A 19884-nucleotide genomic window follows, 5' to 3' on the forward strand; every position below is an offset into this window, starting at 1 on the left:
CAGCGGGTGCGGGTCACCAGCAGAGGCAGGGGTCCTGCTCCTGGCCCAGGAACGGGATCTCCTTCTCCTGGAGCGCGCCGGAGAAGGCCTCGACCTCGTCGACGTCGCCCTTGAAGTACTCGCCCCAGCCGTCGGCGGTGCGGCCGCGGCCCACCTGGAACGGGCCGTTGCTCTTCCAGCCGTTGGGGAGGTGGGCGGTCGCCCCGTCGTTCGTGTAGCCGTCGGCGTACAGCTTGACGGTGTCGGTGGCGTCGTCGTACACGACGACCAGATCGGCGCCCGTGCCGCTGTTGCCGGCCGGGCCGACGACCTGGGCGAGGACCTTCTCGGGTGCGCCCGCCTCGTCCCTCTCCGGCACGACCAGCTGCCAGGCGTACGTCGCCGGGTCGTAGCGCAGCTTGAACGCGTCGGTGTGCTCACCGGCCTGCGACAGCACCGTCATCGGCCGGGTCGCGTCGGCGTCCTGGACGCGGGCGACGACACCGAGCGTGAAGCTGTCGCTCGTGTCCACCAGCGGACCGTCGAGGGCGGCGTGGCCGGACTCGCCGTCGAGCTTCAGGTTGCCGTCACCACGAAGCGCCGGCGGCTGGTAGACGCAGTCGGGGTCGATGTCGGGGATGCAGTCGTTGCTCGTGGACCGGTAGATCGATGCACCGGGCGCGAGCTTCAGCGGCGCGCCGCCGTTCTTCTCGGGCGTGCTGCCGTCGGCCGCGGTGCTGAAGGACCAGTGTGCGAGCAGCTTGCCCTTGCGCAGGGCGAGCGCGGACACCTCCGACGGGACCACGAGCCGGTCGTAGGTCCGTACGTCGCCGATCTCGCCGTGCCAGCGGTGCTTGTAGCCGGTCTTCGTGAGGACCCGGCCGATGTGGAACGCGCTGTCCTCGGCCGTGGCCGCAGGCGCGGCCTTGACCTTCGTACCGACCTCGTGGCCGTTGACGAAGAGCTGGGCGTAGCCCGTCTCGGTGTCGTAGAGCCCGAGCAGGTACGCCCACTCGCCGGCCTCCGGCGCGCCGCCCGAGACCTTGGTGTCACCGATGCCGAAGGACCACGCGGCGGCACCGCCCTCCGGGACGTCGAGCCCCAGGGCGTACGCGGCGCTGCCCCCGGCGGTGTCCTGGCTTGCCACGGTCATCGACTCACCGGTCGCGGCCGGGCGGACCCAGGCGCCGACGGCGAAGGTCTTGCCGGCGCCGGTGGCGACCGCCGGGGTGGCCGTGGTCAGGTAGGCGTGGCTGCTGCCGTCAAGGGTGGCGGTGGAGGCCAGCGAGGTGCCCGAGGGCACCGGGCCGCCGAAGCTGACACCGCTGCCCGCCTGCGCCGGCGTGCCCGTCTCGGCGACGGCGGTGGTGGAACCGGCGGCGTCGGCGAGCTTCCACTCGGAGACGGGCGCGCTCGCCGCCTTCGGGTAGAAGAAGTAGGTCTTGGGCGAGCTCCTGCGCCCCGAACGGTCGATGGCATACGCCTCGACGCGCTGCGGTGCGTTGCTCAGCGGGGCGAAGCGGAACGTGGCCGGTCCGCCGGGCTCGGCCGGGCGGAGCGGGACCTCGTACGGGCCGTCGGGGAGGCTGTAGCGGTACTCCACGACGTCGGGCGAGGCGGAGTCCAGGGTGAAGGTGCCGTACGTGCCGACCCCGGCGCCCCACCACGTCTCCGCGGGGAACTCGGGCGAGCTGATCACCGGAGCCGTGGGGCTCTCGTTGTCGTAGATGAAGCGGCAGGCCGCGCCACTCGGGGCGTCGGAGCTCCAAGGGCCGTTCAGGGTGCCGTCGTTGGCGCGAACGCGCCAGGAGATGACGGTGTTCGCGGGGATGTCGGAGGGCGCGGTGATGCGGTGGATCCGGTCGTTGCGCTGCTGGTACGTCGTGAACGAGCGGCGCTGTTCGGTGCCGGCCGCGTCCGTCCACCAGATCTCGAACTCGCCGGACACCAGCTCCTGGTAGCCGACCCGGTCGTCCTCGACCGGGTCGGACAGCAGGGCGGACAGGACCGGCGGCTGCGGAACGTAGAGCGGTTCGTCGCCGGTCGCGCACGGCTTGAAGTTGTTCTGCAGGTCCTGCACGAGCGGCTGCTTCGGCGGCAGGTTGTCCACCGCGTACGCCGTCCCCGGCACGGCCACCCCCGCCCCCACGACGGCGGCCAGGCAGCTGCCGAGCACCGCGGCTCTGGCGCCGCTTCTTCTTCTCATGGCTGACACGTGTTTGGTTCCCTCCCCTGTGGTGCTCGGGCACGCCTGGTGACAGCCCGAGCGGCAGGAGGCTAACAGGGGGAACCGACACCGCCGATCGAGTTTTCGAGGGGGCGGCGGAAGAGGCCGCTCCAGAGGAAGGACTCGCCGAAGCGCGGGGAGGCGGCGGGCTCGTCGCACATGCGGCGGAGGTCGCGCTCTTCATAGACCGCGAACAGGGTGCGCAGGGCGTCGGCGGTGTAGGCGAGGCCGCCGTGGAGGGAGGCGTCGCGGTAGAAGGCGGCGTCGGGGAGCTCGGAGCCCATGCCGCCGGGGCCGGCGGCGAAGCAGGTGAGGGAGAGGTGGCCGCCGGGGGCGAGATGGCGGGTGAGGAAGTCGAGGTACGTGACGCGGCGGTGCGGCGGCAGGTGGTGGAAGCAGCCGGAGTCGTGGATCAGGTCGTACGGGCCGTTCACGAGGTCCGGCGTCGTGAAGGCGTCGCCGTGCAGGAAACGGATCTCCAGGCCGGACGCCGCCGCCCGCTCCCGCGCCCACGTCAGGGCGCCCGCCGACAGGTCCACCGCGTCGACCGCGAAGCCGCGCTCGGCGAGATAGCGGGCGTTCCGCCCCGGCCCGCAGCCCAGATCGAGCACCCGCCCGCCCGCCGGCACCAGCCCGGCTTCCACGTACCCGACCAGGCTCTCGTCCGGCTTGTCGACGAAGAACGGGACGGGCCGTGTCCGGTCGTCGTAGAAGCCCTGCCACTTGTCGGTGTCTGCGCTGAACAGGCCGTCGAGGAGACGGAGTACGTCGTCGGAGGTACGGGTCGAGCGGTCCATGCGGGTCCCCTTCCGTGTCAGGGAAACGGTAGGGGAGGGAGCGGCGAAAGCCCAGGTCAGGGGCGGTGCCTGGAGGGCCTGAGCGGCCGGGGGAGGGGCGGGCGCGGGGGTGCTGGAGCCCTCGGGTGGCGGGGGTGGGGGCGGTGGGGTGGTGGCGGCACCGGGGGCCGTGGGAGGGGTGTTCTGGGCGGAGCCGGGGAGGGTTTCTTGACCGGGATGGGGCCGTGTCCACGGGGCGAGTTGTGCCACCCCGAACGCCACCTCGACGACGAGGAACAGCCACACCACCGCCGACGCGCCGTGCGCCAGCGCGTACGCCTGCCAGGTCGCGAAGAGGACCCGCGCCGCCCCGTCGTACAGGCCGTGCACCGGCAGGGGACGGACGATGCGGAGCAGGGACCAGACCACGACGACGGAGCCCATGAGGTTCGCGTACAGCAGGAGGAGCGGAGCGTTCGCGGGTGGCAGCGGGCCGAGAGCGAGCGCGTTGTGGACGAGGGTGTACGTCCAGGGGGTGACGAAGCCGGCGGTGACGACGAGGTCGTACCACGCGCTGGCACGGACGAGACGCGCGTAGGAGCGGGAAGAAGTGTCCATGTCCGCGACGCTAAACAGTGGACCGCACTCCAAGGTCAAGTCCCTTGAGGAGACACATGCTCATCGGCGAACTCGCCGCCGCGACCGGCATGGCACGTGACACCATCCGCTTCTACGAGAAGGTCGGCCTCGTCACCGGTCAGCGCCGCCCCAACGGCTACCGCGACTTCCCGCCCGAGACCGTGCCCTGGCTCCAGTACGTGCGCACCGCCCAGGCCCTCGGTTTCACCCTCGCCGAGATCCGCCGGGCGGGCGAGGAACTGCGCGAGACGGATGACTCCGCCGCGGCCCTGTCCGCGCTGTTCGCGGAGAAGATCCAGGTCATCGACCAGCGGATGGCAGAACTCAGGGATGTGCGGGCTGAGTTGGTGGAGCGGGTGGAGGCCGGCTGCCCGCTGCAACGGATCGACGGGGTGAGCAGCGGGCGGCCGTGACCAGTGGCCCCTTCGCGGCCGCCGTCGATGGGGCACAGGGTCGGGTGGGCGGTTGCCTCAACAGTTGCATCGGGTCAAGTAATTTGGGGAACACCATGGGCGGGCGACGGGCTCGCCATGCCTGACGACGCGCGCCCACGGGCCGCCATCAGCGGGGTATGGCGGATACGGCCCCACCGGCCCCGACCACGAACCGAGCCCCCACCCACCGACCCGCCGCCCGCCCACGGCGGGGATGGCTGCCCGGACCGTTCCGCGTGGCCGGGCCCCCGGGCCGCCCTCCGAGAGTTTTCACGCACCCGGAGCCGCCGGGTCAAGGGTGGGCGAAGCCCATCGCTTGCGACGCCGAAGGCGCCCTTGACGCGGCGGTGGAGGGTGCGACTCTCGGAAAGAGGGCGGCCGTACGGTGCCCTACTTCAGGGCGTCCACGAAGACGGACCAGGCGCCGGTGCGGAACACGAGCTTCGCTCCGTTCGGGACCTTGGAGTCGCGGACGGGGACGAGGCCGGGGTGGGAGCAGGATACTTCGAGGCAGTTGCCGCCGCTGCCGTCGCTGTACGAGGACTTGCGCCAGGTGGCGACCTCGACGCAGTCGCCACCGCTGCCGCCGCTGAAGCTGGACTTGACCCACACGGCCGTGCTCAGGTCGTACTCAGAGATCTCGATCTTCATGGGCGTAATCCTCTGCCACGGACTCGATCAGGGCCAGGGACTCACGCGGGGACAGCGCGACGGCCCCGAGCAGATCGTAGGTGAGGGTGTGCTGGGCGACCGTGGCCGGGTCGTCCTCAAGTCGCCCTGTGCCCAGGCCCTGGAGGTACGCCAGGGGTGGGGCGTCCTCGAAGGACATCAGCTTCAGCGAGCCTTCCATCCCGCCGTACGCCCCCGCCGCGAACGGCAGCACCTGCACGATCGCTCTGTGCCGCCTGACCAGCCCTCCGATGTGCCGCAACGCCTCCGCCATCACCCCCGGGCCTCCGACCGCCTGTCGCAGCACCGCCTCGCCCAGTACCACCCACAACCACGGCTTTGTTGGATCGTCGAGCAGTCGGCCGCGTTCCAGTCGCGCCGACATGAGGTCGTCGATCTCGTCCTCCGTCGCCGTCGGCTGGTACGCGCGGAAGACCTCCCTCGCGTACGCCGGGGTCTGGAGCAGGCCCGGGATCAGCAGCGGGGCGAACTCCTTGATCCCCGTCGCCTCGGCTTCCGCCTCCGCCGCCTCCGCGAAGTGGTCCGGGTACTTCGACTTGTTCGCCGCCTTGCAGTTGCGCTCGAAGAAGCCGCCCGTACCCAACACCTCGTCCAGTTGGACCGCCATCTCCGGCCGGATGCGGCGCGTGCCCGCCTCCATCTGGCCCACGTACGAGCCGCTCACGAAGACCAGTTCGCCCAGGGCCTCCTGGCTCATGCCCTTGCGCTCGCGCGCGTGGCGCAGTTCCGCGCCGATTATCGCCCTGGGGGAGAGCGACGGGTCCTTCTTCTTCCTGGCATCAGCCATATCAACTCCCGCTTGGGCATCTGGGGTTGTTGGGGCGAAGTCACTGTTCCCCAGGATGCACCCGGCCGACACTCTCCGTAAGCGAAATCGATACACAGAGTGGAAAGGCCCGTACAATGCCCACTTCGCCCGTGCAGCCCGTCCAGGACGTCGTCGCCCGACTCAAGGCGGGGCTCGCCGCCCACGGCATCACCCTTCCCTCCCTCGGCATCGACCCCGTCACCCTGTCCGCGACCGGCGGCGCTCTCGCCCAGCCGCTCATCGAGCTCGGGCGCTGCAACCTCGACACGGCGCAGCGGCTCGTCGTCGCCCTCGCGCCGGAGGGCGGCCGGTGACGCCCGGCACGTACGTCCTCGGCACGTACGTCATCGACACCCGCGACGGGCGGATCGGGCAGGTCATGGGGCACGAGGGGCCATGCCTCCAACTGCGGCCGCCCGGCGGCGGGCGGGAGTGGGACTGCCCGCCCGAGGCGCTGGCGCCCGCGCCGCCGGGCGAGGTACTGAGGGCGCGGGTGCGGGCGCTCAATCGGGAGGCGCGGCTGCCTTGAGCGGCACCTGGCGGCGGGGCGAGGAGCTCCGGGTCCTGGCCCGCGCGGGTCAGGTGGGGGTCGTACGCCGAGCCCGGGGCGGAGTGTAGGGCGGGCCTGCGCGGGGGGACCCGCGTAGCCGCGCCTCTGTGTGTGTGGGGGGCGGGTCCAGGCCGGCGGGGGCTGGCCCCACCCCGTAACCGGGTGGTCGCCGGATGGGGAAGTGATGCTCCGTCAACGAGGCTTCTCGCATGACGACTTACGCAGGAATCGCAGCTACCTCCCTGGCTCTCGCCCTCGCGGCCCCCGTTCAGGCCCCCAGCGCCCCCGCCCCCGCCCCCGCCCCCGCCCCCGCCCCCGCCCTCGCCTGGAGTGCCTGCGGGCCCGCCGGGCTCGGGCAGGAGTGTGCGACGTTGCGGGTGCCGCTCGACTACGCCGATCCGGGCGGTCCGCAGGTCGGCCTTGCCGTGTCCCGGATCCGCGCCGCTGGGCCAGGCGCGCGGCGTGGCGCGCTGCTGGTGGTGGCGGGCGGGCCCGGGAGTTCCGGGGTGCAGCGGCTGACCGCGAAGGGGGCGGCGCTGAAGGGGCAGTTGGGCGGGGCGTACGACCTGGTGACCTTCGACCCGCGCGGGGTCGGCGGCAGCGTCAGGGCGTACTGCGGGCTCGACGCGGCGGACCGGTATCTGGTGACCCTGCGCAGCTGGCCCGCCGCCGACGGCTCGGTCGACGGGAACGCCGAGCGTTCGCGGCGCGTGGCCGAGGCCTGCGCGCGCAACGGCGGGGCCGTGCTGCGCAGCCTCACCACCGCGAACCAGGTGCGGGACATGGACCGGCTGCGGCAGGCGCTCGGCGAGCGCCGGATCTCGGCGTGGGCCAACTCGTACGGCACCTACGTCACCGCTCAGTACGCGCAGAAGTTCCCGCGCCGCACCGACCGGATCGTCCTCGACAGCAGCGCCGACCCGAACCCCGCCACCGTCGCCCAGGGCTGGCTGCGCGACATGGCGCGCGGCGTCGACGACCGCTTCCCGGACTTCGCCGCCTGGGCCGCGCACCCGGACCGGGGCCGGGTGGGCGACGGCGGTCTGCGGCTCGCCGACCGGCCCGAGGACGTACGTCCGCTGATCCTCGGCCTCGCGGCCCGCCTCGACCGCGCGCCGAAGCCCTCGACCACCCCTGGCGTGCCGCTGACCGGCACCGTCCTGCTCCAGGCCCTGCAGAACGCCCTCACCACCGACGGCGCCTTCGCCGACTTCGCCCGCCTGGTCGAACAGGCCGCCGACCCGGACGGCGTCCCCGTCCTGCCGCCGATGCTCGCCGGGCCGCTGCCCGACGAGGACGCGACCGTCACGGTCGGCGTGATCTGCAACGACGTGCGCTGGCGCGGCTCGCTCCCCGCCATCCGCCGCGCCGTCGCCGCCGACCGCGCCGCCCACCCGCTGACGGCGGGCATGCCGGTCAACATCACGCCCTGCTCCTTCTGGAAGGAGGCCGGGAACGACTCCCCGGTCGAGCCGCCCACCCGCCTCACCTCCGACGGGCCTTCCAACATCCTGATGATCCAGGGCCTCCGCGACCCCAACACCCCTCACTCCGCGGGCCTCAAGATGCGCGAGGCGCTCGGCGACCGCGCCCGCCTGGTCTCCGTCGACCGCGGTGGCCACGGCATGTACCTGTCCAACGGCAATGCCTGCGGCGACCGGACGGTCACCCGCTTCCTGTTGACGGGTGAGCGTCCGGCCGCCGATGTGACCTGCTAGACCTTCGCGGGCGCCGGATCCGGCTCCGGCTTCCGGCCGGCGACCGGGGCCGCCTGCTCCGCCGCCGTCTCCGTCTCCTTCTCCGTCTCCACGTTGAACTCCGCCAGCATCTCCTTGCTGAAGCCGAAGAAGTACGTCGCCACGAAGCCGGCCAGATAGCCGACGAGCAGCCCGCCCGCGTAGATCGCGACCGTCTCGCCCAGGCCCTTGTCACCGTCGAGGAGCGGGAAGAGGGCCCAGCCGGACGGGCCGATCGCGGTCGAGCCGACCTGGGTGCCGAGCATGCTGAAGAGGCCGACGAAGCCGCCGCCGAAGGCGCCGCCGACGCAGGCGGTGACGAAGGGGCGGCCCAGGGGGAGGGAGACGCCGTAGATGAGGGGTTCGCCGACGCCGAGGAAACCGGCCGGGAGGGCGGACCTGATGGTGCGGCGGATGGAGCCGTTGCGGGGGAGCCGCAGGTAGACGGCCATCGCCGCGCCCACCTGGCCCGCGCCCGCCATCGCCAGGATCGGGAGGAGCACGGTGTAGCCCTGCTGCTCGATCAGGGTCGTGTGGATCGGGATCAGGGCCTGGTGCAGGCCGAGCATCACCAGCGGCAGGAACAGGCCGCCGAGGACGAAGCCCGCGCCCGCGCCCGCGTGCGCCAGGAGCCAGTTCGCGAAGTCGCCGATCGCCCGCGAGACCTCGCCCGCCGCGTACATCAGGCCGAAGACCGTGACCAGACCGGAGATCAGTACGGTCAGGGTCGGGGTGACCAGGACGTCGAGGGCCTCAGGGACCCAGCGGCGGCACCACTTCTCCACGTACACGGCGAGGACCGCCGCGCCCAGCGCGCCGAGCACACCGCCCTGGCCGGGGGAGAGGGGCTGGCCGAAGACCTCGATCTTCGCGACGCCCGCGAAGACGATGATCGACGCCACCGCGCCGCCCAGGATCGGCGTGCCGCCGAACTCCTTGGCCGTGTTGAAGCCGACGAACACCGCGATCAGCGCCATGAAGCCGCTCGCGATGGCCGCGAGCGCCGGGGTCACGCCCGGCAGCCAACCCAGGTTGATCAGCAGGCCGTTGAGGCCGGCGATGATGCCGCAGCCGATGAGGGCGGGGATCAGCGGGACGAAGATGTTCGCGATCCGGCGGAGGAAGAGCTTGAGGGGGGTGGCGTTCCTCGCCTTCCGCGCCGCTTTGAGCGCCGCGCCCCGGTCCGCCAGCTCCTCCGCGGTGTGGGCGGGCTGAGGGGCCGCCCTCGCTTCCGTCCCCGCTTCCGCCCCCGCCTCCGCCACCAGGGCCTCGAACTCCGGCGTCACCCTCGCGACCGTTCCCGGGCCGAGGACGATCTGGTACGTGTCGTCCTCCACCACCCCCAGGACGGCGGGCAGGGCCCTCAGGGCCTCGTCCTGGACGAGCGAGCGGTCCCGCAGGCCGAGGCGCAGGCGGGTCATGCAGTGGGCCACGGAGTCGATGTTCCCCGCGCCGCCGACGAGGGGGAGGATCGCGGCGGCGACGGCGCGGTTCTTGTCGTCTGTGCTCATAGAGGGTGGTGCCTCGCTGTGTGGTGGTGCCTTGCCGTGTGAGGGGGTTACGCGTGCAGGGCCGCGCGCAGGTGGCCGCGGGAGTCCGAAAGGCGCTGTTCGGCGGCCTTGGCATCGATGTCAGCGAGGATCATCAGGATCGCGGTCTTCACCTCGCCGTCGGCCGCGGCGAGCGCCGTCTCGATCTGCTCGTCCGGCGCGCCGGTGGCCAGCGCGACGATGCGGCGCGAGCGGGCCTGGAGCTTGTCGTTGGAGGCGCGGACGTCGACCATGAGGTTTCCGTACGTCTTGCCGAGCCGGATCATCGTGATCGTCGAGATCATGTTCAGGACCAGCTTCTGCGCCGTGCCCGCCTTCAACCGGGTGGAGCCGGTGAGGAGTTCGGGTCCGGTCACGACCTCGATGCCGTGTTCCGCGGCCGCGGCGAGCGCGCTGTCCGCGTTGCAGGACAGGCCGATGGTGAGCGCGCCGAGCGCGCGGGCGTGCTCGACGGCGCCGATGGCGTACGGGGTGCGGCCGGAGGCGGAGACGCCGACCACGGTGTCGTCGGACGTGAGCCCGAGCGCGGTCAGGTCCTCGACGGCGAGTTCCTTCGAGTCCTCCGCGCCCTCCACTGCCTTGACCATGGCGGACGGGCCGCCCGCGATCAGGCCGACGACCTCGGACGGGTCGGTGTTGAAGGTCGGCGGGCATTCGCTGGCGTCGAGCACGCCGAGCCGCCCGGCGGTCCCGGCACCCAGGTAGATCAGGCGTCCGCCGCGGCCCATCCGCTCCGCCGTGGCGTCGATCGCGGCCGCGATGGCCGGGAGCTGCCGGGCCACGGCGGCGGGGACGGTCTGGTCCTCGCGGTTCATCAGCGCGGCGAGCTCGGCGGTGGGCAGCCGGTCGATGTCGGCGAGCTCGGGGCGGAAGGCCTCGGTGGTGAGGGTGGCGAGCTGGGCGCGCAGTTCCGAGTAATCGGAGTCGGAGTCGGAGGCGGAGCCGGGGTAGGTGGCGGACACGGGCGCTCTTTTCAGCGGTCGGCGGTCAGCGGTCGGCAGATGGGTGAACGGTCTGCGGTCAGCGGTCAGCGGTCAGCGGTCAGCGGTCGGCGCGGTCAGCGGTTGCGCGGGGTGTGGCGGTGCGCCAGGGCCTCGTACGAGGCCGCGAGGGCCGGGGCCGCCGTCTCGTACGTACGCTGCGTCACGCAGGTGAACAGGCAGTCCACCACCAGGAGTTGGCTGGTGCGGGACGACATCGCCGCGGGTCTCAGCTCGCTCTCGCGGGCGGTGGAGGTGGTGAGTATGTGGTCGGCGTACTGCGCCACCGGGCCGTCCGGGCGGCCGGTGATGGCGACCGTCGTCGCGCCGTGGTCGAAGGCGACGCGGAGGGGTTCTATGACGTCGCCGGTCGAGCCCGAGTGGGTGATCGCGATGGCGACGTCGCCGGAGCGCAGCTGTACGGCGTTGGTGACGGCGAGGTGCGGGTCGCTGTGGGCATGGGCGATCAGGCCGATGCGGAGCAGCTTCTGGCCGAGGTCCTGGGCGACGAGGCCGGACGCGCCGATGCCGTAGATGTCGATGCGGCGGGCGGCGGCGAGCGCGGCGACGGCGGCGCCGAGCTGGACGGTGTCGAGTCCGGCGGCGGTGTCGGCGAGGGTCTGCTGCTCGTCGTACGCGAGCTTGGCGACCACGTCGGCGACCGGGTCGTCCACCGCGATGTCGGCGGTGACGGAGGGCGCGCGGCCGGACTGCTGCTGGGCGGCGAGGCCGGCGAGGGCGAGCCGCAGGTCGCGGTAGCCGGGGTAGCCGAGCAGGCGCGCGGTGCGGACGACGGTCGCCTCGCTGGTGCCGGTGAGTTCGGCCAGGCCGGTGACGGTGAGGGCGGCGCAGCCGGCCGGGTCCCCGGCGACGGCCTCGGCGACCCGCTGCATGGAGCGGGTCATGGAGGGCGCGAGGGTCCGTACCTTCGCCGCGAGCGCGGCGGGGGCGGGCGGGGCCGTCGCCGGACCGGCCGTCGCCGGGGCGGGCACCGCCGGGGCGCCCGGCCGACCGGCCGGGGCGGACCCCGTGGCCATGCCCGCACCTGTGCCCGCACCCGCGCCGGTGAAACTTTCCTTCACGTCATTGGTCACACGTGAAAGATATTTTCGGGGTGGAGGAGCGTCAAGACCTCCAACAAGGGCGACAATGTGAACATGGACGACATCGACCCCCTGGAGCAGAGTCTCCATGCCGCCCGTGCCCGGGTCCTCGCCGATCTGGCGGCCCGCGAGGTCGCCATGGCCGAGGTCGTCTCGATGGTCGAGGAGTCCGTCGCCCACCGCCGCTGGTGGGTCGAGCAGTGGCCGGAGGGTCAGGCGTACGTGGCCGGGCTCGTCGCCCAGGACGTCCAGGACGCCCTCCTCGAACGGTACGGCCGCTGGCCGCTCTGCCCGGTCTGCTCCTCGGGCGACCCGCACGCCCTCGACGTCGAACCGGAGATGGGCCCGGACCCGCACTGGGTCTGCGGCAAGCAGGGAGTGGTGGTCGCCCCGGTCGGCGGCCTGACGTGACCCTCTACATCGACCCGCCCACCTGGCCGGGCCACGGGCGCATGTGGTCCCACCTGGTCAGCGACGTCTCCTTCGACGAGCTGCACACCTTCGCCGCCGCCATCGGCTGCCCGCCCCGCGCATTCGAGCGCGACCACTACGACGTCCCCTCCGACTACTACGCCTCGGCGGTCGAGGCCGGCGCGGTGGAGGTCGGCTCGAAGGAGCTGCTGCGACGCCTCACCGAGGCGGGACTGCGCCGCCCGAAGGGCCGCCCGGTCGCCTGACGGTTCGTCCGTCTGACGCGCCGTCCGACTGACGTGGGCTCATGCCCTGTACACGTACCCGAGATTCTGCCTTCGTTGCGGAATGAACCATTCCGCACACCTCGTGATCGCCTGTGATCGGCGTGTGAATACTATGCAGGCGTCGGTGCACATGTGGTGTTCGAACGGTTCCGTCCGTTCGCTGTCGAGGAGCATGCCGTGCGCAAGCGCACACCTCAGCGGACCCGCAGGACGTCCTCCCTCTCCCTGGGACGAGCCCTGCTGGTCGTCGCCTTCGTCCCCGCCGTCGCCCTGATCGCCCTCTGGGCCGTCACCAGCGGCCAGGTCTTCCTCGACTTCCAGCGCCTTGCCGGCCAGGGCATGCTCGCGGAGAAGGCGGGCCAGCCCTCCAACCTCGTCTACTACAACCTCCAGGAGGAACGGCGGCTCAGCGCCGAGGTCCTCCACGGGCACCCCGGCGCCACCGCGGCCCTCAAGGAGCAGCGGGCCAGGACCGACGAGGCGGTACGGCAGTTCCAGACCCTCTCGGACGTCTCCGAGGGCGGCGCCCCCCAGGAGGTCCAGGACGCGGTCGCCGGAGCACGGGCCGCGATCGAACGGCTCGACGCGCAGCGCTCGCTCGTGGACAGCGGCGACGAGGACCAGCAGCAGGCGGTGTACGACTACTACACCGAGCTGATCGCCGTCGATCTCGACCTCTTCGCCGCCCTCAGCCATGTCGACGACGGACGCATCACCACGCTCTCGCAGCCCCTCGTCGACCTCTTCCGCGTCAAGGAGATGATCTCCCGCTCCGACGCCCTGCTCTCCCGAGGCTGGGGCGACCACCGGCTGAGCGCCCGCGAGTTCGCCGAGTTCCGGCAGCTCGTCTCGGCCCAGCCGCTCGTCTACACCACCAACGTCGTGCCCTACCTCCCGCCGGACGAGAAGGCCCTCTGGGACGCGGTCGTCGACAGCCCGGAGTGGCGGACCAAGACGGCGACCGAGAGCGCCGTCCTCGCCCCGACCCGCGTCACGGCGAGCGGCAAGGCCGCCGGTCAGGCCGCCGGTCAGGCCGCAGGGTCGGTCTCCCTCACCGTCGACGAGCAGACCTGGCGCACCGCCGTCGACACCACCGACGACCGCATCGCGGCGCTCCTCGAATACCGCACCCAGAAGATCGTGGACGAGGGCAAGGGCGACGCCATGGCCCTGCTCCAGCGCATGGTGCTCACCACCGTCATCGGCCTGTTCGCCATCGGCGCCGTCATCACCGTCACCTGGCGCCTCACCCGCACCATGCGCGCCCGCATCGACCGCCTCCGCGAACAGGCCGAGGCCCTGGAGCGGAGCCTGCCCGACATCGTCGAACGGCTCGGGCAGGGCGAACGCATCGACGTCGAGGCCGAGGTGCTCCGCGTCCGGCAGGACGAGCACGACCGCGCGGACGACGAACTCACCCGTCTCGGCGAGGCCCTCAACCTCGCCCGCACCAGCGCGCTCGAAGCCGCCGTCCGCCAGGCCGACCAGCACCGCGGCTTCGAGCGGCTGCTCCAGCGCATCGCCCGCCGCACCCAGCAGCTCATCGGCCAGCAGCTCAAGAAGCTCAACGACCTGGAGCACCGGCACGAGGACCCCGAGATCCTGGAGGACCTCTTCAGCCTCGACCACCTCACCGCCCGCCTGCGCCGCTACGAGGAGAACCTCGTCATCCTCGCGGGCGGCTCCCCGCACCGCCGCTGGCGCCGGCCGGTCGCACTCCTCGACATCATGCGCTCCGCCCAGGGCGAGGTGCAGGACTACCGGCGCGTGATGCTCGACCTCGACGGCAGCCCCTGGATCGCGCCGCGCGCGGTCGGTCCGGTCACCCACGTGCTCGCCGAACTCATCGAGAACGCCCTCGCGTTCTCCCGCCCGCCCAACCCCGTCGAGGTCCGCGCCGGGCACGTCGGCCGCGGTCTGGTGATCGAGGTCGAGGACCGGGGCCTCGGCATGGAGGACGCGCAGCTCGCCGAGCTCAACGGGCTGATGGCCCGGCCGCCCCGGATGGACCTCCTCGCCCACTCCGACGACATCCGGCTCGGCCTGCACGTGGTCTCGCGCCTCGCCGCCCAGCACGGTCTGCGCGTCGAGTTCCGGTCCTCGGTGTACGGCGGGACGCGCGCCGTCGTCCTCGTACCGAACGAGCTCGTGACCGGGCCGGGGGAGCAGCCCGCAGACGATGCGCCGGTGGCCGCCGCGGTCCCGGTGGCCGCTGCGGCTCCGGTGGCTCCGGCTCCGCCCGTCGTCATGCCGCTGCCGCGCCCGGCCGCGACCGACGAGCGCGAGCCCGCCCTGCCCAGCCGTGGCCGGGGCCGGGCCATGGCCGAGGTGACGGGGCAGTACGAGGCGCCGGAGGCGTCTTTGCCGTACCACCGGAGCCCGAACCCGTACGGGTACGAGGGCGCCGACGTCCCCGTACCCGAGCAGCCCCTGGCGTACGAGCCCGAGCCCGGCCCCGTACCCGAGCCCGGCGCCGTCACCGCGTCCGAGCAGCCGCTGCCGCGCCGCGTGCGGCAGGCCAGCCTCGTCGACGAGCTGCGGATCGCCCCGGACGTGCCGCCGACCCAGGCGGCTCCGCCGCCGGACTGGCGCACCGAGCCGATGCTGCGGCCCGCGCCCCGCCGCGCAGGCGCCACGATCGGCGCCTTCCAGCGCCGTTCGCGCGAGGCCCGCGCGAACACCCCGTCTTCCGTTCCCTCCGCCGACGCCTCCCCCAACCCCTCCACGAGAGAAGAATGGTCATGACCCGCACAACCGCCACCCACCAGGAGCTGGACTGGCTGCTCGACGGCCTGGTGGAGTCCGTCGCCGAGACCCGGAGTGCCGTGCTGCTCTCCGACGACGGCCTGGTGATCAGTCACTCCCAGACGCTCGAACGGGCCTCCGCCGAGCGTCTCGCGGCGATCTGCACCGGCCAGCAGAGCCTGGCCCGGGGGGTCGGCCAGCTCTTCGACGGCGGTGCGGTCCACCAGGTCATCGTCGAGCTCTCCGAGCTCTGGCTCTTCATCATCGCCGCGGGTCAGGGCAGCCACCTCGCCGTCGTCGCCTCGCAGGAGGTGGACGCGGAGGTCATGTCGCTCTCCATGCACAACCTCGTCCAGCAGGTCGGCCAGAAGCTGGGCACGACCGCCCGGTCCCCGTTCGACGCCTTCGGCACCCAGGCCGGGCCCCTCGGATGAACACCGGCTGGGAGCAGGGGGACCCGCGGCCCGAGGGCCTGCCCGACGACGTACCCGGAGAGGCCTTCGGAGAGGCTTTCGGGCACGCGTACGGCGACGGGAGTGGGTACGGCGACGGGAACGGGTACGGCGACGAGGGCGGGTACGAGGACGACTCGGGCACCATGGTCCGCCCGTACACCGTGACCCGTGGCCGGACCGCCCCCGACCGGGACGACCTCACCCTCATCACGGTGATCACCACCGTCGAGGAGCCCCTCGACGAGTTCGGCCGGCCGCTCCGCCCCCAGCGACTCCAGCCCGAACACCGGCTGATCCTCGACCACTGCCGCCGCCCCATGGCACTCGCGGAGGTCGCCGCCGCCCTCGGCCTCCCCGTGTCGGTGACCAAGATCCTGCTGGGCGACCTGGTCGGCCTCGGCCTGCTCACCGCCCGCGCACCGCTGTCGGTGGCCCGGGCCGCCGGCGGCGGTTACCCGCACAGCCTGCTGGCCGCCGTCCGTGACGGAATCCGGAGACTCTGACACCTCATGATCAGCACCCCGGCCGCCCCCGCGGCCGTCAAGATCCTCGTCGCCGGCGGTTTCGGCGTCGGCAAGACCACCCTGGTCGGCACGGTCAGCGAGGTCACCCCGCTGCGGACCGAGGAGTACCTCACCAGTGCCAGCGTCGGCGTCGACGACCTGGCGGGCGTGGGCGCCAAGGACACGACCACCGTCGCCCTGGACTTCGGCCGCATCACCGTCAGCGACGAGGTCGTGGTCTACCTCTTCGGCACCCCCGGCCAGGAACGTTTCTGGTTCATGTGGAACGACCTGGTCAACGGCGCCCTCGGCGGCGTCGTCATCGCCGACACCCGCCGCCTCGACACGAGTTTCGCGTCCATCGACTTCTTCGAGAGCCGCAAGATCCCCTTCGTCGTGGCCATCAACTGCTTCCACGGCCTCAACACCCGTACGCCGGAGGAGATCCGGGCCGCGCTCGACCTCGACCCGCAGGTCCCGCTCCTGATCGGGGACGTACGGCAGCGCGGTTTCGGCAAGGAGACGCTCCTTGCCCTGATCGACCACCTGATGAGCCTTCCGGCCCCGGCCTGACAGCTCCCCTCGACTCGATTCCCCTTACGACAACTGCCCCTGGAGGCATTCGAGATGGAATCTTCCCCGGCGTCTTCTCTTCGCGTCCTCGTCCACGGCGGCGGCATAGGCGGCCTCACCCTCGCCACCCTCCTCGCCCGCCGCGGCCACACCGTCGAGGTCGTCGAGGTCCGCGACGAGCTGGACGCGCTCGGCGTGGGCATCATCCAGCCCTCCAACGCCCTGCACGTCATGCGTGAGGCCGGCGTGCTCGACGCCTGCCTCGCGGCCGGTTACGAGTGGGAGATCCTCACCATCGCGGACCCGGCCGGCAACCCGCGCGCCCGGATCCCGCAGCCGCGGATGGACGACGTCCCGTCCGCCAACGGCATCCCCCGGCCCGCGCTCGCCGCCCTGCTCGCCGACGCCGCGCGCGCCGCGGGCGCCACGATCCGGCTCGGCGCCACCATCGCGACGCTCGCCGACGACGGCGAGGGCGTCGACGTGACGCTCACCGACGGCTCCGCCGGGCGCTGGGACCTCGTCGTCGGCTTCGACGGCATCGGGTCGCCGCTCCGCACGCGCCTCTACGGGGACCGGTACGCGCCCGAGTACACCGGCTTCGCCAACTGGCGGGTCACCGTGCCGCGGCTGCCGCAGGTCGAGGGCGTCGTGATGTGCATGGCCGAGCAGGCGAAGGCGCTGCTCACCCCGATCACCGACGAACTCATGTACCTGGGCGCGGTGTTCGCCGAGGAGGAGACGTACCGCCCGGGTCCGGACACCGCCCACGAGGAGCTCGCCAAGCGGCTCGCGGCGTTCTCCGGCCCGATCGCCGAGGCCCTCGCCTCCGTCACCGACCCGGCCGCGGTCGTGTACACCCGTATCTCCCAGGTGACGGTGGAGGAGCCGTGGCACGTCGGCCGGGTGGTCCTCGCCGGTGACGCCGCCCACGCCTCCACCCCGCACCTGGCCCAGGGCGCGGCGATGGCCGTCGAGGACGCGGTCGTCCTCGCCGACGCGCTCCGGGACGCGCTCCGGGACGGGGAGTCCGTCCCCGCGGCCCTCGCCGCCTGGGAGGCCCGCCGCCGCCCGCGCGCGATGTGGGTGCAGGCGCTGTCCCGCGCGGTCCTCAAGCAGGAGATGGGCGCGCCGACGACGGCGGAGGAGGACGAGCTCCTGAAGGTCGGCGTCCCGGGCGCCGCGCACGTCCTGGTCAAGCCGTACTGACCTGTCCGATGGTTCGCAGCGTCGGCGTCACGGCAGTTTCGTGACGCCGATCTGCATGTGGATGTGGTTGGAGTGCTGGGCCGCGAGCCCGGGGTCCTTGTGGTCCGGGTAGACCACGAAGCCGCCCCCGGCCAGTTCCGGCATGGGCCACGTGTTGCCCGTACCGATGGCGTTGCCCTCGCACTCGTACGTACCGAACCGGAAGGCCGTCGTGAACAGCCCGTACGTGAGCGGGTCGATCGCCGGAGCGATGCGTACGACGCCCGGTTGCTGATGTCCGGGCGGCAGGTCGCCCCAGTCCTTCTGGATCCCCCGGGTGAACGGCGTCCCGTCCACCGTGCCCTTGATGCCCGAGAGGTCGATCGCCCGGCCCTGGTTGTGGCAGTCCTTCGGGTTGGGCCCGCCGTGGCCGATGCCCAGGTGGAGGAGTTCGGCGACGTCGGGATGCGAGGAGTTGATCCAGCGGGTCAGGCGGTACAGCGCGATCAGCATGCGCTGGTCGAGGTTGTCGATGACGGCGGACGCCGGGGCGATCTGGTTGGTGTAGCGGATGCCGTCGAAGGCCGGCGGACTGACCACCACGCGCTGGTCGGGCTTGGGCTGCACGATCCCGGCCGGGCCGTCGACGAACGCGGGGCTCTTGAGGGTCAGCTTGCCGCGCCGCAGCAGGTCGGCCATGAGCCGGTTCGCCTGGGTGAGGGTGAGCAGCCGGGCGGCCGTGACCCCGCCCGAGGGGGTGGGCGCGAGCTGGAAGGAGGCGTCGAGCGGACCGCTCGCGTCCACCGCGTCGGCGTCCACGTCGAAGCGCCGCCACTCTCCGCCGCGGAAGAAGTAGGCGTGGCGCCCGCCCGGGTACGTCACGGCGTCGATGTCCGAGGGGAACACCCCGGTCCAGTTGCCGGCGATCGGTAGGGGGTATCCGGGGTCGACCCGGTCGGCGGTGATGTCGTAGCGGACGTAGGAGTCGCCCTTGAAGAGGTACAGCTTGCCGTTGCCCCAGTTCACCGCCGCGTCGATGTCCGTGGGGAACAGGCCGGTCCAATTGCCGGCGATCGGGCGCGGGTAGTCGGGGTCGACCCCGTCGGAAGGCTCGTCGTACCGCAGGTAGTCGGCGCCGGTGAAGGCGTACGCCTTGCCCGCGCCCCACCACGCGAAGGCGTCGGGCGAGCGGGGCAGCCGGGGCCAGTTGGACAGGGGCAGGCCGGAGTCCTCGCGGAGGCCGGTGACCGAGTCGTAGCGGTCGTAGGTGTCGTCGTCGAAGAAGAGGTACGTCTTGTCGTTCGGCCAGGAGACGGCCGCGCGGAGGCCGGCCATGGTGTCGGCTCCTTTCCACGGGATCTGTCCTGCGGGGCCGGGCCGCCGGTTGCTCGGCCCGGCCCCTTCCCTTTCCCTCACAGGACTTCACAGGACGCCGGTCCACCGGCAGCCCCCTGTCGGTGCGCAGGTCCAGCCGCGCCCGTACCCCTGCACGAGAGGTGCGGGGTCGGCGGGCAGGGACCCGAAGGGCCCCTTCGGCGGCTGGTGCACCAGGAACTCAGGAAGGCCCGGGGGATGGGCTATGACGACGATGCGGAACGGCAGGTAGTGCTCCCGCCGGTCCACTGACGGTGCCTGTTTCGGCAGATCGAGTCGCATGGTGCTTCCTCAGGACTCGGTACTCGCGATTCGCGATTCGAGACGCGCGATTCGAGACGCGCGACGTGCGACTCAGAACGGCAGGACGTCGCTGAGCAGGCTGCCGAGGAAGCCGTTGGCCGCCGCGCCGCCGGAGGCGTCCCCGCCCTCGGGGTGCTTGCCGCGCTCGACGGGTGCGGACTGCTGGGGCATCTGGAGCCGGAGCTGTCCGGCGGGGGAGCGGCGGGGCGTTTCGACGCCGCCGTCCTTGGCCTGGGTCTCCTTGAACATGGTGTTCTCCTTTCCCTTTCGTCTCCTGCCTCGCGGGCGTGGCGCCCTCAGAGGGGCAAGGCCCTCAGAACGGCAGGATGTCGCCGAGCAGGCTGCCCAGCAGGCCACTGGCCGCCGCGCCGCCGGACGCGTCCGCGCCCTCGGGGTGCTTGCCGCGCTGGACGGGCGCCGACTGCTGCGGGAGCTGGAGCCGGAGCTGTCCGGCGGGGGACCGGCGGGGCGTGTCGCTGCCGGTGTCGTGGGTGGTGTGGGTCTCGTCGAACATCACGGTGTCCTTTCTCGGTGTTCTCTCCTCGGTGTTCCTTCTCGAAGGCTCCGGTCAGG

At 72.4% G+C, this 19884-nt stretch carries 22 protein-coding genes and 1 pseudogene; 11 read left to right on the forward strand and 12 right to left on the reverse strand.

The window, feature by feature from the left end; genetic code table 11:
- Nucleotides 1–13: 13 nt before the first annotated feature.
- The 3 genes and pseudogenes from AB0C73_RS00750 to AB0C73_RS00760 form a co-directional block, all read right to left on the reverse strand.
- Nucleotides 14–2185: a LamG-like jellyroll fold domain-containing protein gene (locus AB0C73_RS00750; RefSeq protein ID WP_362523839.1), complete on the reverse strand. Its 2172-nt coding sequence runs from the start codon at nt 2183–2185 to the stop codon at nt 14–16.
- 71 nt (nt 2186–2256) lie between these two features.
- The gene (locus AB0C73_RS00755; RefSeq protein WP_362523840.1) at nt 2257–3003 is read right to left on the reverse strand and encodes a class I SAM-dependent methyltransferase; all 747 of its coding nucleotides are present in this window, start codon (nt 3001–3003) and stop codon (nt 2257–2259) included.
- Nucleotides 3004–3225: 222 nt separating this feature from the next.
- Nucleotides 3226–3600: pseudogene (locus AB0C73_RS00760) on the reverse strand (hypothetical protein); the annotation flags it as partial.
- 56 nt (nt 3601–3656) lie between these two features.
- Between AB0C73_RS00760 and AB0C73_RS00765 the strand changes: the two are divergent.
- Nucleotides 3657–4034 carry a MerR family transcriptional regulator gene (locus AB0C73_RS00765; protein ID WP_362523071.1) on the forward strand — a complete coding sequence of 126 codons (378 nt, stop codon included), beginning with the start codon at nt 3657–3659 and terminating at the stop codon, nt 4032–4034.
- Nucleotides 4035–4445: 411 nt separating this feature from the next.
- Here AB0C73_RS00765 and AB0C73_RS00770 read toward each other — a convergent pair whose 3' ends face one another.
- The gene (locus tag AB0C73_RS00770; RefSeq protein WP_362523073.1) at nt 4446–4706 is read right to left on the reverse strand and encodes a DUF397 domain-containing protein; all 261 of its coding nucleotides are present in this window, start codon (nt 4704–4706) and stop codon (nt 4446–4448) included.
- Nucleotides 4687–5532 (reverse strand): helix-turn-helix transcriptional regulator, encoded by an 846-nt coding sequence (locus AB0C73_RS00775; RefSeq protein ID WP_362523075.1) that lies wholly within the window; start codon nt 5530–5532, stop codon nt 4687–4689. Before AB0C73_RS00775 ends, AB0C73_RS00770 begins: the two co-directional genes overlap by 20 nt.
- A gap of 131 nt (nt 5533–5663) precedes the next feature.
- Here AB0C73_RS00775 and AB0C73_RS00780 point away from each other — a divergent pair, with 131 nt between their 5' ends.
- The 3 genes from AB0C73_RS00780 to AB0C73_RS00790 all read left to right on the forward strand — a co-directional run bounded on the left by AB0C73_RS00780 (nt 5664) and on the right by AB0C73_RS00790 (nt 7821).
- Entirely contained in the window at nt 5664–5867 is a 204-nt protein-coding gene (locus AB0C73_RS00780; RefSeq protein ID WP_362523077.1) for a hypothetical protein, read from the forward strand.
- A complete protein-coding gene (locus AB0C73_RS00785; RefSeq protein WP_362523889.1) occupies nt 5864–6082 on the forward strand; it encodes a hypothetical protein in 219 nt (72 codons plus the stop codon). The genes AB0C73_RS00780 and AB0C73_RS00785 overlap by 4 nt, the downstream gene beginning before the upstream one ends.
- Before the next feature lie 230 nt (nt 6083–6312).
- Complete coding sequence (locus tag AB0C73_RS00790; protein WP_362523079.1) at nt 6313–7821, forward strand: alpha/beta hydrolase; 1509 nt, start codon at nt 6313–6315, stop codon at nt 7819–7821.
- Here AB0C73_RS00790 and AB0C73_RS00795 read toward each other — a convergent pair.
- The 3 genes from AB0C73_RS00795 to AB0C73_RS00805 form a co-directional block, all read right to left on the reverse strand.
- On the reverse strand, nt 7818–9350 hold the full coding sequence (locus tag AB0C73_RS00795; protein ID WP_362523081.1) for a PTS transporter subunit EIIC: 1533 nt from the start codon (nt 9348–9350) through the stop codon (nt 7818–7820). The two genes, AB0C73_RS00790 and AB0C73_RS00795, sit on opposite strands and share 4 nt — an antisense overlap.
- A gap of 47 nt (nt 9351–9397) precedes the next feature.
- A complete protein-coding gene (gene murQ / locus AB0C73_RS00800) occupies nt 9398–10351 on the reverse strand; it encodes an N-acetylmuramic acid 6-phosphate etherase (protein ID WP_362523083.1) in 954 nt (317 codons plus the stop codon).
- Nucleotides 10352–10446: 95 nt separating this feature from the next.
- Nucleotides 10447–11463, reverse strand: coding sequence for a MurR/RpiR family transcriptional regulator (locus AB0C73_RS00805; RefSeq protein WP_362523085.1), 1017 nt, complete (start codon nt 11461–11463; stop codon nt 10447–10449).
- 63 nt (nt 11464–11526) lie between these two features.
- Between AB0C73_RS00805 and AB0C73_RS00810 the strand changes: the two genes are divergently transcribed.
- The 7 genes from AB0C73_RS00810 (at nt 11527) to AB0C73_RS00840 (ending at nt 17655) form a co-directional block, all read left to right on the forward strand.
- Entirely contained in the window at nt 11527–11883 is a 357-nt protein-coding gene (locus tag AB0C73_RS00810; protein WP_362523087.1) for a hypothetical protein, read from the forward strand.
- Nucleotides 11880–12149: a DUF4031 domain-containing protein gene (locus AB0C73_RS00815; protein WP_362523089.1), complete on the forward strand. Its 270-nt coding sequence runs from the start codon at nt 11880–11882 to the stop codon at nt 12147–12149. The genes AB0C73_RS00810 and AB0C73_RS00815 overlap by 4 nt, the downstream gene beginning before the upstream one ends.
- A 198-nt stretch (nt 12150–12347) precedes the next feature.
- On the forward strand, nt 12348–14915 hold the full coding sequence (locus AB0C73_RS00820) for a nitrate- and nitrite sensing domain-containing protein (RefSeq protein ID WP_362523091.1): 2568 nt from the start codon (nt 12348–12350) through the stop codon (nt 14913–14915).
- Nucleotides 14912–15349, forward strand: a complete 438-nt coding sequence (locus tag AB0C73_RS00825) for a roadblock/LC7 domain-containing protein (RefSeq protein WP_362523092.1) — start codon at nt 14912–14914, stop codon at nt 15347–15349. Before AB0C73_RS00820 ends, AB0C73_RS00825 begins: the two co-directional genes overlap by 4 nt.
- A gap of 164 nt (nt 15350–15513) precedes the next feature.
- The gene (locus tag AB0C73_RS00830) at nt 15514–15873 is read left to right on the forward strand and encodes a DUF742 domain-containing protein (RefSeq protein ID WP_362523842.1); all 360 of its coding nucleotides are present in this window, start codon (nt 15514–15516) and stop codon (nt 15871–15873) included.
- A 6-nt stretch (nt 15874–15879) separates the two neighbouring features.
- Entirely contained in the window at nt 15880–16446 is a 567-nt protein-coding gene (locus tag AB0C73_RS00835; RefSeq protein ID WP_362523094.1) for an ATP/GTP-binding protein, read from the forward strand.
- A gap of 54 nt (nt 16447–16500) precedes the next feature.
- A complete protein-coding gene (locus AB0C73_RS00840; RefSeq protein WP_362523096.1) occupies nt 16501–17655 on the forward strand; it encodes an FAD-dependent monooxygenase in 1155 nt (384 codons plus the stop codon).
- A 27-nt stretch (nt 17656–17682) separates the two neighbouring features.
- On the opposite strand, the gene AB0C73_RS00845 is transcribed toward AB0C73_RS00840, so the two are convergent.
- The 4 genes from AB0C73_RS00845 to AB0C73_RS00860 all read right to left on the reverse strand — a co-directional run bounded on the left by AB0C73_RS00845 (nt 17683) and on the right by AB0C73_RS00860 (nt 19825).
- On the reverse strand, nt 17683–18969 hold the full coding sequence (locus AB0C73_RS00845; RefSeq protein ID WP_362523098.1) for a hemopexin repeat-containing protein: 1287 nt from the start codon (nt 18967–18969) through the stop codon (nt 17683–17685).
- A gap of 87 nt (nt 18970–19056) precedes the next feature.
- Nucleotides 19057–19290 carry a hypothetical protein gene (locus AB0C73_RS00850; protein ID WP_362523100.1) on the reverse strand — a complete coding sequence of 78 codons (234 nt, stop codon included), beginning with the start codon at nt 19288–19290 and terminating at the stop codon, nt 19057–19059.
- A 72-nt stretch (nt 19291–19362) separates the two neighbouring features.
- Entirely contained in the window at nt 19363–19560 is a 198-nt protein-coding gene (locus tag AB0C73_RS00855; protein WP_362523101.1) for a hypothetical protein, read from the reverse strand.
- Nucleotides 19561–19624: 64 nt separating this feature from the next.
- Nucleotides 19625–19825 carry a hypothetical protein gene (locus AB0C73_RS00860; RefSeq protein WP_362523102.1) on the reverse strand — a complete coding sequence of 67 codons (201 nt, stop codon included), beginning with the start codon at nt 19823–19825 and terminating at the stop codon, nt 19625–19627.
- Nucleotides 19826–19884: the final 59 nt, after the last annotated feature.

It is taken from the genome of Streptomyces sp. NPDC048623, assembly GCF_040650755.1.
Lineage (GTDB): Bacteria > Actinomycetota > Actinomycetes > Streptomycetales > Streptomycetaceae > Streptomyces.